Here is a 16,546-nt window from a genome sequence, read left to right as displayed (position 1 = left end):
TTTTGAAAGAAAAATTTCTTAAAATACTATTAAACCCTAAATATATATTTGGGGTTTATATTATTGTAGCCATAGCGACTGCACTTTCCAAATTTTCCAGAGGATACCAGGCAATTAATAATTACTTGATTTTTAAAGGAGTATTTTTCAATACCCTTGATGAAAAGAATCTGTATTTACAATATCCTGAGCAATATTCTGATATGAATCATTATGGTATCTTTTTCAGTTTATTGATCGCTCCTTTTGCGGTAATGCCGGACTGGATGGGAATTGCCCTATGGAATGTTGCCAATACAGCCATTTTCCTGTATGCCATTCACAAATTGCCGTTTTCAGACCCTAAGAAGGCTCTTTTTGCCTTATTATGTCTGCAAGAATACATTACTGCTGCGGTGAGTTTACAGTTCAATGTCGCATTAGTAGGACTTTTAATGCTATCAGCAATATTCATTTATGAAAGAAAAGAAGTACAGTCTGCTACAACTATTGTTGTCGGAATCTTTGTAAAACTTTACGGAATTGTAGGGCTGTCGCAGTTTTTCTTTATCAAAAATAAGGTCAAATTTATTCTTTCGGGAATTGTCATTGCCGCATTATGTTTATGCATTCCGATGATCTATTCCTGTCCGCAGTTTGTTATTCAGAGTTATTCAGACTGGGCTACGTCTTTAATATCAAAGAATAATGATAATCAGGTGCTAGGGAATATGCAGGACATTTCACTAATGGGATTTGTAAGAAGAATTTTGGGTGATGCATCCATTTCAAACCTTACATTTTTAGCTTTTGGGCTTCCTTTATTTGCATTGCCATATATCAGAATAAAGCAGTATAAAAACTATGCATTTCAATTGATGATCCTGGCTTCTACATTGCTGTTTTTGGTATTATTCAGTTCAGGTTCCGAATCTCCAACATATATTATTGCTGTGGCAGGAGTCATGATATGGTTCACGCTTCAGAAGGAAAAAACACCTTTCATTATTGGATTATTGGTGTTTGTGATCATTCTGACCTGTTTCTCACCATCAGATTTATTCCCAAAATTTATCAAACAAATTATATCATTAAATATTCATTGAAAGCCGTACCTTGTATCGTCGTTTGGTTAAGAGTTATTTATGAACTGATGACCAAAGATTTTGAAAAGGACTACACTTTAAATTAATGTATGAAGAAAATTTCTATTGTCATTCCTGCTCATAATGAAGAAGGTAACGTTGCTTTAGTTCATGAAAAAATAAAAGAAGTTTTTTCAGGGCTGGAGAATTATGATTTTGAAATCATTTTTGTGAATGATGGAAGCAGAGATCGTACACAACAGAAGTTGGAAGAATTGTCTCAGAAATATGAAGAAGTAAAATTTATTGAATTCTCCAGAAACTTCGGGCATCAGCCAGCCGTAAAAGCGGGAATGGATAATGCCGATGGAAATGCTGTGATATCAATGGATGGCGATCTTCAGCATCCACCAGAACTTATTCCTGAAATGATTAAAAAATGGGAAGAAGGCTATGATATCGTATATACGGTAAGAACTTATCCTAAACAAATTTCTTATTTTAAAAGAAAAACTTCTGATGTGTTCTATAAGCTTCTATCCAGTCTTTCCGATGTGAATCTTACCAAAGGAGGCGGATCCGATTTCAGATTGATGGATGCCAATGCGGTAGAGGCAATGAGAAGCTTCAAAGAAGATGATCTGTTCTTAAGAGGCTTAACCAGTTGGATGGGTTACAAACAAATCGGCATTGACTTTACAGCAGGAGAAAGAATAGCAGGAGAGAGCAGTTATAACCTTAAAAAAATGCTCAAATTTGCATTTACCGGAATTACTGCTTTTAGTGTAAAACCGCTTTATTTAGCAGCATATCTGGGCTTTTTATTCTCAGTACTTTCAGTAATTGGATATCTTGCGTATGTTATTCATTCATTTGTGGTTCATACCGAAATTTCAGGTTGGGCATCATTAATTATGACGATTGTATTCTTTGGAGGTCTTCAGCTGATCATCCTCGGAATCATTGGCATTTACTTAGGTAAAATCTTTAAACAGGTTAAAGAAAGACCTAATTATATTATAAAAAACAAAAATTTTTAAATGGTTTTATTAAGTTTTGATATCGAGGAGTTCGACATGCCTTTAGAATATAAAGGGGAGATCTCTTTTGATAAACAAATCTCTATATCTCAGCATGGACTTGAAAATATTTTAAATATTCTTAAAAAGCACGGAGCAAAAGCTACCTTTTTTTCTACCGTTATTTTTGCTGAAAACAGTAAACATCTTATTGAAAGACTATTGAACGAAGGTCACGAACTGGCTTCTCACACTTGGTTTCACTCAGAATTTGAAGACAAACATCTGAAAGAATCCCGAGAAAGACTGGAAGAATTATTTTCCACAAAAGTAACGGGGCTAAGAATGCCTAGAATGATGCCGGTAAATGAAAAAGAAGTAGAAAAAGCAGGATATTCTTATAATTCTTCTATCAATCCTACGTTTTTACCGGGAAGATATAATAATCTTAAAGTATCAAGAACGTATTTTAAAGAAGGAAATGTAATGCAGGTTCCTGCATCTGTATCACCTAATTTCAGAATTCCTTTATTCTGGCTGAGTTTTCATAATTTTCCTTTAGCACTATATAAAAAATTGGCTGCTGATACCTTGAAAAAAGACAAGTATCTGAATGTTTATTTCCATCCGTGGGAATTTGCTGCTATTAAAGATGAAGCATTTAAATTGCCGGGTTTCACTGTGAAAAATTCAGGGAAAGATATGGTGGAAAGATTTGATACCTTTGTAGGATGGCTTAAAGAAAAAGGCCATACTTTTGGTACTTTTCAGGAATTTCAAAAACAAATACACGCATGAAAATTGCTTTTGACGCAAAACGTTTTTTCCATAACACCTCTGGATTAGGCAATTATTCAAGAGATCTCGTAAGAATTCTTTCGCAATATGAGCCGGATAATGAATATCTGTTGCTCAACAAAAACAAATCTGAGCGCGGGAAGGATATTCTTGACCGTCCTAATGTTAAGTTCATAGAAACCTCAAAAGGTAATTTTTCACGTCAGCTTAAAATGGGAAAAGATGCTCAGAGGCAAGGAGCAGATCTATTTCATGGTCTGTCTGGTGAATTGCCATTGAAATGGGATCAAAGACCTATCAAAAAGATCGTAACCATTCATGATCTGATCTTTGTAAGATATCCACAGTATTATTCTTTTTTTGACCGCAAAATACATTTTTGGAAGTTTAAAAAAGCGGCGGATATGGCAGATAAAATTATTGCTATTTCAGAACAAACCAAAAGCGACATTATAGAGTTCTTACAAGTTCCTGAAAGCAAAATTGAAGTCATTTATCAAGGCTGTCACAAAGCATTTAAAGAGCAACAATCTTCAGAACAAATTCAAGCTGCCAAAGAAAAATTTAATCTTCCGGAAAGATTCATTCTGAATGTGGGAACTATTGAAGATCGTAAAAATCTTTTGAACGTAGTAAAAGCCATTAAAGATACCGGAATTCCATTGGTTGTAGTTGGAAAAAAGACCAAATATTACCAGAAGATCGAAAGCTTCCTGAAGAAAAACAAAATGGAAAACCAGGTACAGTTCCTGGAAGGTGTTTCTATGGATGAATTGGCTGTGATCTATAAACTGGCCGATATTTTCGTCTATCCAAGCTTCTTTGAAGGATTTGGAATTCCTGTGATAGAAGCACTATTCTCCAAAACGGTAGTAATAACAAGCAATACAAGCTGTTTGCCGGAAGCAGGTGGAAAAGACTCCGTTTATATCAACCCCAATAATGATCTTGATATCAGGGCAAAAATAAAATTTCTCTGGGAAAATGAATCCGAAAGAAAACGCCGTGAGGAAAAGGGTTTCGAGTTTGTTCAGAAGTTCAACGATGAACGGATTGCCAAGAATCTGATGAATCTTTATCAAAAAATTATCTAAAAAAATGTAGGATTTTAAAAATAAATCCTACATTTGCATCATAATTCAATACAATGAAACCAATATTTTTAGCATTACATCATTATTATCATCATCTCTGTTAGGCGGAATTGATTGATATTTGTTGATGCTAAAATCAAAAATAATTAAAAACCGTCTGAGTAAGTAGACGGTTTTTTTGTTTCCTGAATTCTCCTCAGAAATTTCAACAGATCAGTTTTTATTTACTCGGACTCAAAAAAGACGAAATGAGTAAATTAAAAATTGCGATTCAGAAAAGTGGCCGTTTATACGAAGAATCCCTACAGCTCCTTAAAGACTGCGGAATCTTTGTTAACAACGGAAAAGACCAGCTTAAAGTTTCCGTAGATAACTTCCCGATGGAAATCATGTATCTCCGGAATTCAGATATTCCCCAATACCTTGAAGATGGTGTGGTGGATGTAGCTATAGTCGGCGAAAATCTATTAATTGAAAAACAAAAAAAGATCCAGATCGTTGAGAAGCTGGGCTTTTCAAAATGCCGTGTATCCATCGCTGTTCCCAAAGAGATTGAAACCGATGATCTGGGCTACTTCCAAGGCCGAAAAATTGCCACATCATACCCCAACACCCTTAAGAATTTTTTAGAAACCAAAGGAATTACTTCGGATATCCACGTTATTTCCGGTTCTGTAGAAATTGCTCCAAACATTGGACTTGCAGACGGAATTTGTGATATTGTAAGCTCCGGAAGTACCTTATTCAAGAATGGACTGAGAGAAACAGTAACTCTTTTAAAATCAGAAGCTGTTTTGGCTCAGACTCCACAATTGTCATCTGAAAAAGCTTTGATTCTCGATAAATTTCTTTTCAGAATCAAAGCCGTCTTAAAAGCAAAAAATTCAAAATACATTCTGATGAATGTTCCCAATGATAAGATTCAAAAAGTAGCAGGTGTACTGCCCGTGTTGAAAAGCCCTACAGTAATTCCATTGGCAGAAGAGGGCTGGAGTAGTATTCATTCAGTAATTGATCAGGAAAGATTCTGGGAAGTGATTGATGAGCTGAAAGAAAACGGAGCTCAGGATATTCTTATTATTCCCATTGATAAGATGGTTATTTAAAACACAATTTAAGGAACAGTTAAGACAAGTACAGTAAAGAAAAATTAAGATAAGTTAAGTTTAATAGATCACATAAAGATCTTAATGGCTTAAAAAGACAACAATCAATAGGTACTAAGAAAAAAATAATACAGATGAAAATATATCGATATCCAACAAAAAATACATGGTCAGAGCTCGTAAAACGTCCTGTTTTTGAAAGAGCAGAAATTTCCGGACTGATTGCCAAAATATTTGCTGAAGTTGAAAGGAATGGAGATCAAGCTTTAATAGCATTCAATAAAAAATTTGATAAAGCAGAAACTAAAGAGGTTAGCGTTACAGAAGATGAAATTAACAATTCTGAAAATCAAATAAGTAAGGAACTAAAAAAGGCCATCCAAAAGGCAAAAGATAACATCTTTAAATTTCACATTTCACAAAATCCGGAGATCCAGAAGATTGAAACGACAAAAGGGGTGATCTGCTGGAGAGAAAACAGAGCAATAGAAAACGTAGGAATTTATATTCCGGGAGGAACAGCACCTTTATTTTCAACAGTACTGATGCTTGCAGTACCCGCTAATATCGCAGGATGTAAAGAGATTATTCTTTGTACACCACCGGACAACAACGGCGCTGTGAATCCTGCTATTTTATATGCTGCCAAGCTTTGTGGGGTTTCAAAGATTTTTAAAACAGGAGGCGCTCAGGCCATTGCTGCAATGACTCTGGGAACGGAAAGTATTCCGAAAGTATCTAAGATTTTTGGCCCAGGAAATCAATTCGTGGTGGCAGCCAAAGAGTATGCCCAACATTATGGAGTCGCGATCGATATGCCGGCGGGTCCCAGTGAGGTTCTTGTGATTGCGGATGAGCAAGCTATTCCTGAATTTTGCGCTGCAGATTTGCTTTCTCAGGCAGAACACGGTAGTGATAGCCAAGTTATTTTTCTCACAACTGATCTTAAAGTTTTTAATGAAACGATTGGGTCTATTGAGCAGCAAGTCAAAAAATTACCAAGAAATGAAATGGCTGGAAAAGCACTTGAAAATAGTAGTTTTATACTATTAAATAGTCTTGAAGAAGCTGTAGAGTTTAGCAATCTATATGCCCCGGAACACCTTATCCTGGCCATCGGAGAATTTGAAAAATATATTCCGATGATCCAGAATGCAGGCTCTGTATTTCTTGGAAATTATTCTTGTGAAAGTGCCGGAGACTATGCGAGTGGGACGAATCACACTCTTCCTACTAACGCTTACGCAAAGAATTACAGTGGCGTATCTCTGGACAGTTTTGTAAAGAAAATTACCTTTCAGTATCTATCAAAGAAAGGACTTCAGAATCTGGGGAAAACAATAGAAATAATGGCAGAAGCAGAAGGCCTTTTTGCCCACAAAAATGCAGTATCAATAAGATTAAAATAATACAATGAACACAATCAGTATCAATACATTAGTAAGAGACAATATTTTAAAATTGAAACCATACATAAGTTTCAGAGATTATAATGAATTTAATGAACCTACCTTTTTAGATGCTAATGAATCTCCCTTTGGAGAATGGAACCGTTACCCGGATTCTACCCAGAAAAAGCTTAAAAATAGTTTAGCAAGTCTTAGAAATCTCTCTCCGGAACAGATCGCTATAGGAAATGGAAGTGATGAATTGATCGATTTAATTATTAAGATCTTCTGTGAACCTAAAAAAGATGCTATTTTAATGATGAATCCTTCTTTCGCAATGTATGGATTTTATGCTACTATCAATGAAAATAGGGTTTTACAATTAAATCTGGATGAGAATTTTGATATTGTAAAAGAGGATTTTTTAAATATAATTAAAGAAGAATCCATTAAGGTTTTCTTCCTATGTTCCCCGAACAATCCAACAGGAAACAGTATTGATGATATTGAATTCTACCTGCAGAACTTTAACGGAATTGTGGTGGTGGACGAAGCATATATTGAGTTTTCAGGGAAAAAATCTAGCTTGGAGCTTCTGGCTCAGTATCCCAATCTTATTGTTCTTCAGACCTTTTCAAAAGCTTGGGGAATTGCGGGAGCAAGAGTAGGTGTAGCGTATGCTTCAGAAGAGATTATTCAGCTGATTAATACCGTAAAAGCCCCTTATAACGTCAATGCATTAAGTCAGGAGCTGATTCTGAATGCCCTTGAGGATGAAAATAAATTGAAAGAGAATGTAAACAATATTGTGGCAGAGCGTGCATGGCTTCAAAATCAGTTTAACGATATCGAATGTATTTCCAAAGTATTTCCAACAGATGCCAACTTCTTTTTGATTAAAATGAAAAATATAGAAAAGGTATATAACCAAATGCTGGAACAGGAAATTTTAACCAGCAGAAGAGATCCGGCTATCCCTGGATGCATTAGAATCAATGTAGGCAATCGTCAGGAGAATGAAAAATTGGTTAATCTTTTAAAAAATATATAAAGATGAAAAAAGTATTATTTATCGATCGTGATGGTACTCTGATCATTGAGCCACCAACAGATTTTCAAGTAGATTCATTGGAAAAGTTAGAGTTTTATCCGGGAGTTTTCCAAAACCTTTCCAAAATAGTCAATGAGCTGGATTATGAGTTGGTGATGGTGACCAATCAGGACGGTTTAGGAACCGAAAGTTTTCCTTTGGATACTTTTACAAAGCCCCATGAAAAAATGATGCGGGCATTTGAAAATGAAGGAATTATTTTCAGTGATATTTTGATTGATAAAAGTTTTGAACATGAAAATTTACCTACCCGAAAACCAGGAACAGGAATGCTGGCAAAATATATTTATGGTGATTATGATCTGGAAAATTCCTATGTAATTGGTGATCGAAGTACTGATGTGCAACTTGCTAAAAATTTGGGATCTAAATCTATTTTTCTAAACCAAAGCTTTAATGAAGAGGCAAGCCTTAATGCAACGGAATGGAGAGACATTTATCAGTTTTTAAAGACAGGAATGAGAAGGGCCAAAGTCTCCAGAAAGACCAATGAAACTGAAATAGAAATTGAGGTGAATCTCGATGGGAAAGGAAAGTCGGAAATCTCCACAGGTCTTCACTTTTTTGACCACATGCTGGATCAGATTGCAAGACACGGTAATATGGATCTTACCATCAAAGTAAATGGGGATCTGATGGTTGACGAGCACCACACGGTTGAAGATACAGGAATTGTATTGGGAGAAGCTATTTTAAAAGCATTAGGAAAGAAAAAAGGAATTGAAAGGTATGGCTTCCTGCTTCCAATGGACGATTGCCTATCCCAGGTTGCGATTGATTTTGGAGGAAGGCCATGGCTGGTCTGGGATGCCGATTTTAAAAGAGAAAAAATAGGAGATGTGCCTACAGAAATGTTTTTCCACTTTTTTAAATCTTTTACTGATTCTTCAAAAACGAATTTAAATATTAAAGCAGAAGGAGAGAATGAACACCACAAAATTGAATCTATCTTCAAAGCTTTTGCTAAAGCAGTAAAAATGGCAGTGAACCAATCTGACAGCAACTATAATTTGCCTTCAACCAAAGGAAGTTTATAAGTAAGCAGAAGATTGAATAACATCAACTGTAAATATTTGATCATTAAGAAAATGGAAGATTTTAATACAAGTTAAGTTTCGTCAAAAGTGAATAAGAATGCGGCTGAGAAATATAGATTCAGGTATGTTCTTAATATTCTTAATGGTTTAAAAATAACGGTAAATGCAGATAAATAAATAGTAAAGACCTTATGATTGCAATAATAAAATACAACGGTGGCAATGTAAGCTCCGTACAGAACGCCTTAAATAGGCTAAATATCGACTCAGTCATCACTGACGACCCTGAACTTATCATGAAAGCAGATAAGGTGATTTTTCCGGGTGTAGGGGAAGCTTCATCAACAATGAAATTATTAAAAGAAAAAGGATTGGATCAACTTATTCCAACATTAAAACAACCTGTTTTGGGAATCTGTTTGGGAATGCAGCTGATGTGTAAGGAAAATGAAGAAGGAAATACAGAGGGAATGGGTATTTTTGATATCCGTGTTAAAAGATTCCCTGCGCTGGAACTGGTACCTCAGATGGGATGGAACTCTGTTTCAAATCCAGATTCATTATTGTTTTCTGAAATAGAATCTGAAAATGATGTGTACTTTGTTCACAGCTATTACTGTGAATTGTCTGAATTTACCACTTCGGTATGTGATTACATTCTTCCGTTCAGTGCTTCTCTGCAGAAAGATAACTTTTATGCAGTTCAGTTTCACCCGGAGAAATCAGGAAGTGTAGGAAATCAAATACTTAGTAACTTTATAAACTTGTCGTAATGAAGATTATTCCTGCTATTGACATCATTGATGGAAAATGTGTTCGTTTGTCTAAAGGAGACTACAACACCAAGAAAATATACAATGAAGATCCTGTAGAAGTAGCCCGTGAATTTGAAGACTTTGGGATTCAATTTCTTCACCTGGTGGATCTTGACGGGGCTAAATCTAAGCATATTGTGAATCAGAAAGTGTTGGAAGATATTGCGAAATCCACTGCGTTACACATTGACTTTGGAGGTGGATTAAAAACTTCAGCAGACATTGAAACAGCCTTTAATTGTGGTGCAAAACAGATCACATTAGGGAGTATTGCTGTACAGGATCCTGAGTTTTGTCTCAAAATCATTGAACAATATGGTGCTGAAAAAATTATTTTGGGAGCAGATTGTGAAAACAGAAAGATCAAAACTTCCGGTTGGCAGGAAGAAAGTAATCTGGATATCATAGATTTTATTCTTGATTATCAGAAAAATGGGATGCAAACTACAATATGCACCGATATTTCAAAGGATGGAATGCTGGAAGGACCTTCAACGGGCCTTTATATTGAAATTTTATATAAAACCTCATTACAACTGGTTGCCAGCGGTGGTATTTCTGGGATTAAAGATGTCTATAAAATGAAAGATATAGGATGCTCGGGAACAATTATCGGAAAAGCGATTTATGAAGGAAAAATTAGCCTTCAACAACTTCAAAATTTTATTGAAAATGCTTAAAAAAAGAATTATTCCATGTTTGGATATTAAAGATGGAAGCACAGTGAAGGGAATCAATTTTGAGGATCTGAAAAATGCGGGCGATCCTGTGGTATTGGCTAAGAAATATGAAGAGGAGGGCGCTGATGAGCTTGTTTTTCTTGATATTACAGCTACTATTGAAAACCGGAAAACATTTGTGGAGCTGGTTAGGAATATAGCCAGAGAATTGAGTATTCCATTTACTGTTGGGGGCGGAGTTGCCTCTGTAGAAGATGTGAGAAAGCTTTTGGAAGCAGGAGCAGATAAGATCAGTATCAATTCTTCAGCAGTAAAAGATCCTAAGCTGATCTCTGAGTTGGCGAATGAATTTGGAAGCCAATGTGTTGTTGTCGCCATTGATACCAAGAAAGTAGGAGAAACAAATCTTGTTCACATTAAAGGTGGAAGAGAGGCCACAGAGTTGGATACGGTAGTCTGGGCTAAGAGGGCTGAAGCTTTAGGAGCAGGTGAAATTCTTTTAACCTCTATGGATGGCGACGGAACCAAAAATGGTTTTGATCTTGCTATCACAAAAGAAGTTTCAGAGCAAGTTACCATTCCTGTTATTGCTTCAGGCGGAGCAGGAACTGTAAATGATTTTGTTAAAGTATTTAATGAGACTAAAGCCACAGGAGCTTTGGCAGCCAGTATATTCCACTTTAATGAAATTGGGATTCAGGATTTAAAACAACAATTAAAAACTCAAAAAATAGAGGTACGATGAATATTGATTTTAATAAAGATAATGGTCTAGTTCCCGTAGTGATTCAGGACGACCGAACCTTGCAGGTTTTAATGCTGGGCTATATGAATGAAGAAGCTTTTGAGAAAACAAAAAAAGAAAAAGTGGTGACATTTTTCAGCCGTTCTAAAAATAGGCTTTGGACAAAAGGAGAAGAATCCGGTAATTTTTTAACAGTGAAAAATATAGCTATAGATTGTGATCAGGATACAGTACTGATTAAAGCCGTTCCCACTAATGTAGTATGTCACACAGGAAGTTTCAGTTGTTTTGGTGGCAAGGAGGCAAAAGGGTTTTTATATGAACTGGAAGAGACAATATCTCAAAGGATTGATGGTAAAGTTGATGGATCTTATACCTACTCACTTTATCAGAGAGGAATGAATAAAATGGCTCAAAAAGTAGGCGAGGAAGCGGTAGAGCTGGTTATTGAAGCGAAGGATGATAATGAATTGCTCTTTAAAAATGAAGCAGCAGATCTCTTATATCACTTACTCATCTTACTAAAAGCAAAAGGATTTTCGTTGGAAGAAATTGAAGATGTTCTCCAAAGCAGAAATCAATAAACCTTTGAAATTTTTCAAAGGTTTTTTTATGGAGAAAATTAAATGCGACAGGTTCTGTCGTGCCATTGTGTTAGCTTTGTGTAAGGATGATTGAAAATGGTAAATACTAATTAAAAATGCTTGATTTATACAAATGTTACGTGTTAAATCATAATAAAGTGAAGTTTATGTAAAAAAAAATATTAATTTTAGAAAAGTTGAAAAAATAAGTATTCAGCTCAAAAATAACACAAAATGAAAAAGATTTATCTCGGTGCATTAACCTTATGCACGGCTATGGGCGTATCTGCCCAGCATGTTCTCTGGCAAAAAGATATCCAATCCTCTACTCAGGATTTCCTCAGTCAGGTCACTACCACTGTCGATCAGCAGTATCTTATTACAGGAAGCTCAATACAGTCAGGAAGCGGGAAGCTGGAGGCTGGAAGTAAACCAAAGAACGGTTACGATTTCCATTTGGTTAAATTAAACCAACAAGGGCAAGAAGCTTGGGAGAAATATTTCTCAGGAAATAATCATGATTACTTGTCAGCTACTGTCAGCACTCAGGATGGAGGATTTCTACTGGCTGGAACCTCTTATTCAGGAAAAGGACTGGATAAGAAAGAGGATTCCAAAGGGGGATCCGATATCTGGCTGATCCGAATCAATGAATTTGGCGATGAAATCTGGCAGAAAACATTAGGAACTTCTTCTGATGAAGAAGCCAAAGCAGTCATTCAGAGCACAGATTTAGGATTTTTCGTTGCCGGAAATGTACAAAATTCTTCCAAAGGGTACGGTTCTAAAGATGTCTGGATCATCAGACTAGACAAAGATGGAAAAGAACTCTCCCAACTCGTATTAGGCGGAAAAGGTTTAGACGAAGTTGAGAAAATGATTCCAACAAAGACGGCGGAGCTCTCCTGGGAATTTATTCAAGAAGTTCTGAGGTTCGGGATCCGCGATCTGGAGATCAATCTCGTGAAACCACCCCAAATCCCGAACCTCGCACCACAACCCCCACAGCCCGCAACGCAAAATCCACAGAGAACTTCGGTGAAGGCGACTATTGGATCGTTAAACTGGATAAAAACGGAAAAGTCGAATGGGAAAAGAACTATGGCGGTAAAGCAGACGATCATATCAGAACGCTGGCTTTAACTTCAAATGGCTACATCATTGGTGGTGAATCCAGATCCGAAAGATCAGGAAACAAAACGGTAGGGATTGAAGAAGGAACAGACCTATGGCTAATTGCTCTTAATGAAAGAGGGGATGAACAATGGCAAAAGTCTTATAATTTCAAAAACCGTGATATTCTGATGGGAATGAGTGTGATTCATTCAGCGGATGACAAATCCTCAAAAGGAATTTTGTTAGGCGGTTATACCCAGGCAGAAGGAAGAATAGAAAAAGATGATGAGACCTTCTGGATGCTGTATCTGGATGGAAACGGAAACGAACAATGGCGAAAACACGTGAGTGGAGAATCCAGACAGCAAGAAGAAAGACTTTCAGATTTGAAACTCAATAGAGATGGTTCTATCATTTTAGCTGGAACCAGTGGAAAAGAATTAGGTAAAGAAAACTGGAAGATTGTGAAACTGGGAGACAAGCAGGTAAACGATCTGATCGAAAAATATGACATCAAGATCTATCCGAATCCGGTATCTGATTACGCGTATGTAGAAATTGGCTTTGACTTTAAGGAAGCTGATATTATGCTGTATGATATGAGCGGAAGACAGCTTCAGAACTTCAAAACAAAGAACAGAGTGACTAAGATAAATACCCAAGCCTTGGTACAGGGAGCTTATTTAGTGACCATAAAAACGGATAATAATAAAACAGCGAGTGCAAAGCTGATTAAAAAATAAAAACATAAAACTATGAAAAGAAAAAAAATAATATTAGCAATCCTGGTATTTGTATACTGCATCATTCATGCTCAGGATGTACCCAAGACTCCTCCTTCTCCTAATGCTTATAATTTATACAAAGTAAAAGATGTGGAAATAGATAAAATGGCCGGAACAGCTAATTTCTCTATTCCTATTTTTGAAATTTCTCAAGATGGAGTAAACGTTCCGATTTCCTTATCATATAATACCGGAGGAATAAAAGTGGATGAAAGAGCCGGTTCAGCGGGGCTGGGCTGGGCATTGAATATTCCATTTGATGTGACCAAACAGGTTCATGGTTACGATGATGATAACAAACTGCTTTATTTGCCAGATAAGAAGTATTTTATACCTTCCACTAACCCTGATGCATTTCCTTCGTTTAATTACTCTTACATTAATTTGTCATCTTACACCGGATTCATGCAACATTATAATTTCATAACTGCTTTATTCGAAAATAGTCAGACAGGACAGGTTTATGATAACCAGCCCGATATGTATCATTATAAATTAGGGAGTTTATTCGGAAGATTTTTTAGAGATAGTGAATTCAAACCAAGACTTATTCCTTATCAGCCTATTCAGGTTCTTTCTTTTCTGCCTATGAAAATTCAGGACTTTGAATCTAATATTTATGAGTTTACTCCTACACTAAACTTTGTGATGAAAGACCGATGTTCCAGTTTTAGTCTTTTAAATGATTTTACTGGAACTAATAATTATAAAATTTCTAATATTACAACCAGAAACAAAACCAATATTCTCTTCAAATATAATCAAATGGAGAGTGGTATTATTCGTAATATTTCTGAAACGAAAAATTTTCCAATACCGGGTCCTTCCTCTGAAAATGCCTATCTCCCTGTAGTTGATATCAGCTGTGAAACGTACAAAGAAGAACACCATAATCTCTTAACTGAAATTTCATTTGACCAGGGAAAGATTGTTTTTAAATATAATACTCTCCGTAATGATATGGAACCTTTTGGTAATGCTTCTTCTAAAAGCTTAGATGAAATCATTGTCTTTGACAAAGGGGATAAAGTAATTAAAAAGATTACGCTTTCCTATGGTTATTTTACTGCCTCCTATTTTTTAAATACTAATAGCTATTTGAATAAGCGATTGAAACTTAAATCTATAAAAATAAATGATGAAATTCATGAGTTTGAATATTATGAAGATATGGGAATACCTGCTATCAATTCAAATACTAGTGATTATTGGGGGTATTATACCGGCAGAGGCGGAACGACCCGAATTCCCAACATTTATTTTAAAGGAACAGTATTTGAAAAAGGGGCAAATAGAGAGCCTGATTTTACAGGAGTCTATACAAAGGCAATGAGTCTAAAGAAGATCAAATATCCAACCAAAGGCTCTGTGGAAATTATTTATGAAAATAACGATTATTATGGTAAAAAAACAGTCGTTAGTCAACGGACTTTAGGAATTGAATCTGATATTCCGCCTTTATTTGTGACCTTAAATCCAGAAAAGGTCAATAGAAATGTTTATTTCAATACAGATTACAACAATGTTTCTGGAGGATTTGAAAATGGTATATGCATTGGCAGGATCTGGTGGAAAAACGGCCTTGGGAACTACGAATTGAAGAAACAATTTTCAGATAATGTATCTTATACAAATACTTTACTAGATGATGGAGAATATAAATTTCAGATTGATAATTATGGAGATAAAAAATGTTTTATGAGTTTGGAGTATCTTGAATTAGAAGAGAAAACAGGAACATTTGCTGCCGGAGGACTAAGATTAAAAACTTTAAATTACTATGATTATACCTCCAATCTCGCAAAACAAAGAAACTTCCGTTATATGTCTGATAGTTTAGGATATACTTCTGCTATTATGATGGGTTTACCTTCCTTCATAAGTGATAGGATTGTCAAGGTGAGAGTGGGAACAGGATATCAATATATGCAACAATATTTAATCTCTTCGGATGGTAATTATAGTCAATCTTTGAATCCCGGATCTTCAGTGCTTTATACCCAGGTAGATGAATTTCTTTCAGATAATAGTACTAATCATGGAAGGATAAAATATTTTAATTTTATCAATAGTCAATTTAATTTCTCATCACTAAAAAATGAATTCTCTTATGGATTAATAGATGATTGGAAAAATCATACATCCAAAATCGAATATTATAATGCAGAGAATGCTTTACAGGAATATAACCTTTATTCTTATAAGACGTATAGGATAAAAAATACGTTATCTCCGGATAATTATGGAAAATATATTGGTTACGCGTTGCACAAAGGTTTCTCGCCTGCTATTAGTTCCAGGGAATGACAGTAGATGAGTTTAATGATCTTCCAAACCTTTATGATCTTCTTGGAAATATCAGTTTTTATGTATTTGATTCTGGGATAAGATTCCTTGCAGAATCCCGGAATTATAAAATTTTGAACGGAAAACCAGTTCTTACAAAAGAAAATAAAGAGTTCCAAAATTCTAAAGAATTCCCACATCTGCTTCTCTCAAGTACCACCACAGATCCTGATGGTAGTGTTATCGAATCCCAATATCAGTATGCCCATGAAAAAGGGAATCAATTGATGATCTCAAAAAATATGATTGGAGTTCCTTTAGAAGTCAAAACAAGCAAGACCATGGGAGTTAACAGCAAAATGCTTAGCAAGACAGAAATATTATATCCATTTAATCAAGCGGAAGCGGATATCAAGACATCAGGTCTAGTATTACCACATGCTGTACTTTCAACTGATTTGCAAAATGTAGCATCTACTGATATTACTTATGATAAATATGATTCCAAAGGAAATATCCGACAGTATACCACTAAGGATGGTATTTCAACGGTCATTATCTGGGGCTATAACCAGACTCAGCCTATTGCTAAGATAGAAAATATAAAATTGGAAAATATTTCACAATCATTGATCGACAGCATTGTGAATGCCTCCGATTTGGATGCCTCTGCCGGGTCAAATAATGACGAGAGCAATTTATTCAATGCCTTCAAAACCTTCAGAAGCAATTTATCAAGGTATACGGTGACTACCTACAGTTATGATGCCTTAATTGGAGTAAGAAGCATCACCCCGCCATCCGGAATAAGAGAAACCTATCTTTATGATTCCGCCAACAGGCTTGAAAAAGTGATTGATGCCAATGGTAAAATATTGAAAGAGCTGAAATACAACTATAAAAACTAAAATTGATGAA

Annotated in this window: 15 protein-coding genes and 1 pseudogene; all 16 read left to right on the top strand. The window is 35.6% G+C overall.

The features are described from left to right. The first annotated feature begins 2 nt into the window (after positions 1-2). A pseudogene (locus tag QWZ06_RS14015) lies at positions 3-1,171 on the top strand (glycosyltransferase family 87 protein). Between the two features lie 3 nt (positions 1,172-1,174). Beyond that, positions 1,175-2,104, top strand: a complete 930-nt coding sequence (locus QWZ06_RS14010) for a glycosyltransferase family 2 protein (protein ID WP_290298853.1) — start codon at positions 1,175-1,177, stop codon at positions 2,102-2,104. Then, positions 2,105-2,881 carry a polysaccharide deacetylase family protein gene (locus QWZ06_RS14005; RefSeq protein ID WP_290298851.1) on the top strand — a complete coding sequence of 259 codons (777 nt, stop codon included), beginning with the start codon at positions 2,105-2,107 and terminating at the stop codon, positions 2,879-2,881. Next, on the top strand, positions 2,878-3,975 hold the full coding sequence (locus QWZ06_RS14000; RefSeq protein ID WP_290298849.1) for a glycosyltransferase family 4 protein: 1,098 nt from the start codon (positions 2,878-2,880) through the stop codon (positions 3,973-3,975). The genes QWZ06_RS14005 and QWZ06_RS14000 overlap by 4 nt, the downstream gene beginning before the upstream one ends. A 248-nt stretch (positions 3,976-4,223) precedes the next feature. Continuing rightward, positions 4,224-5,081, top strand: coding sequence for an ATP phosphoribosyltransferase (hisG, locus tag QWZ06_RS13995; RefSeq protein WP_290298847.1), 858 nt, complete (start codon positions 4,224-4,226; stop codon positions 5,079-5,081). A 134-nt stretch (positions 5,082-5,215) separates the two neighbouring features. Then, positions 5,216-6,490, top strand: a complete 1,275-nt coding sequence (gene hisD, locus QWZ06_RS13990) for a histidinol dehydrogenase (protein WP_290298845.1) — start codon at positions 5,216-5,218, stop codon at positions 6,488-6,490. A 4-nt stretch (positions 6,491-6,494) separates the two neighbouring features. Then, positions 6,495-7,520, top strand: coding sequence for a histidinol-phosphate transaminase (gene hisC, locus QWZ06_RS13985; protein WP_290298842.1), 1,026 nt, complete (start codon positions 6,495-6,497; stop codon positions 7,518-7,520). Between the two features lie 2 nt (positions 7,521-7,522). Beyond that, a complete protein-coding gene (gene hisB, locus QWZ06_RS13980) occupies positions 7,523-8,617 on the top strand; it encodes a bifunctional histidinol-phosphatase/imidazoleglycerol-phosphate dehydratase HisB (protein WP_290298840.1) in 1,095 nt (364 codons plus the stop codon). A 191-nt stretch (positions 8,618-8,808) separates the two neighbouring features. Continuing rightward, positions 8,809-9,390, top strand: coding sequence for an imidazole glycerol phosphate synthase subunit HisH (gene hisH / locus QWZ06_RS13975; RefSeq protein ID WP_290298839.1), 582 nt, complete (start codon positions 8,809-8,811; stop codon positions 9,388-9,390). Then, the gene (gene hisA, locus QWZ06_RS13970) at positions 9,390-10,112 is read left to right on the top strand and encodes a 1-(5-phosphoribosyl)-5-[(5-phosphoribosylamino)methylideneamino]imidazole-4-carboxamide isomerase (protein WP_290298837.1); all 723 of its coding nucleotides are present in this window, start codon (positions 9,390-9,392) and stop codon (positions 10,110-10,112) included. Before hisH ends, hisA begins: the two co-directional genes overlap by 1 nt. Next, positions 10,105-10,857, top strand: a complete 753-nt coding sequence (hisF, locus tag QWZ06_RS13965) for an imidazole glycerol phosphate synthase subunit HisF (protein ID WP_290301365.1) — start codon at positions 10,105-10,107, stop codon at positions 10,855-10,857. Before hisA ends, hisF begins: the two co-directional genes overlap by 8 nt. Further along, positions 10,854-11,441, top strand: coding sequence for a bifunctional phosphoribosyl-AMP cyclohydrolase/phosphoribosyl-ATP diphosphatase HisIE (gene hisIE / locus QWZ06_RS13960; RefSeq protein ID WP_290298836.1), 588 nt, complete (start codon positions 10,854-10,856; stop codon positions 11,439-11,441). Before hisF ends, hisIE begins: the two co-directional genes overlap by 4 nt. A gap of 234 nt (positions 11,442-11,675) precedes the next feature. Beyond that, complete coding sequence (locus QWZ06_RS13955; RefSeq protein WP_290298834.1) at positions 11,676-12,584, top strand: hypothetical protein; 909 nt, start codon at positions 11,676-11,678, stop codon at positions 12,582-12,584. Positions 12,585-12,745: 161 nt separating this feature from the next. Then, the gene (locus tag QWZ06_RS13950; RefSeq protein ID WP_290298832.1) at positions 12,746-13,300 is read left to right on the top strand and encodes a T9SS type A sorting domain-containing protein; all 555 of its coding nucleotides are present in this window, start codon (positions 12,746-12,748) and stop codon (positions 13,298-13,300) included. Positions 13,301-13,312: 12 nt separating this feature from the next. Further along, positions 13,313-15,649 (top strand): hypothetical protein, encoded by a 2,337-nt coding sequence (locus tag QWZ06_RS13945; RefSeq protein WP_290298831.1) that lies wholly within the window; start codon positions 13,313-13,315, stop codon positions 15,647-15,649. Then, complete coding sequence (locus tag QWZ06_RS13940; protein WP_290298830.1) at positions 15,646-16,536, top strand: RHS repeat domain-containing protein; 891 nt, start codon at positions 15,646-15,648, stop codon at positions 16,534-16,536. Before QWZ06_RS13945 ends, QWZ06_RS13940 begins: the two co-directional genes overlap by 4 nt. Positions 16,537-16,546: the final 10 nt, after the last annotated feature.

The organism is Chryseobacterium tructae (genome assembly GCF_030409875.1).
GTDB lineage: Bacteria > Bacteroidota > Bacteroidia > Flavobacteriales > Weeksellaceae > Chryseobacterium > Chryseobacterium tructae.
Note: the sequence above shows the minus strand (reverse complement) of the source record. Positions and strands in the feature narration are given on the sequence as shown.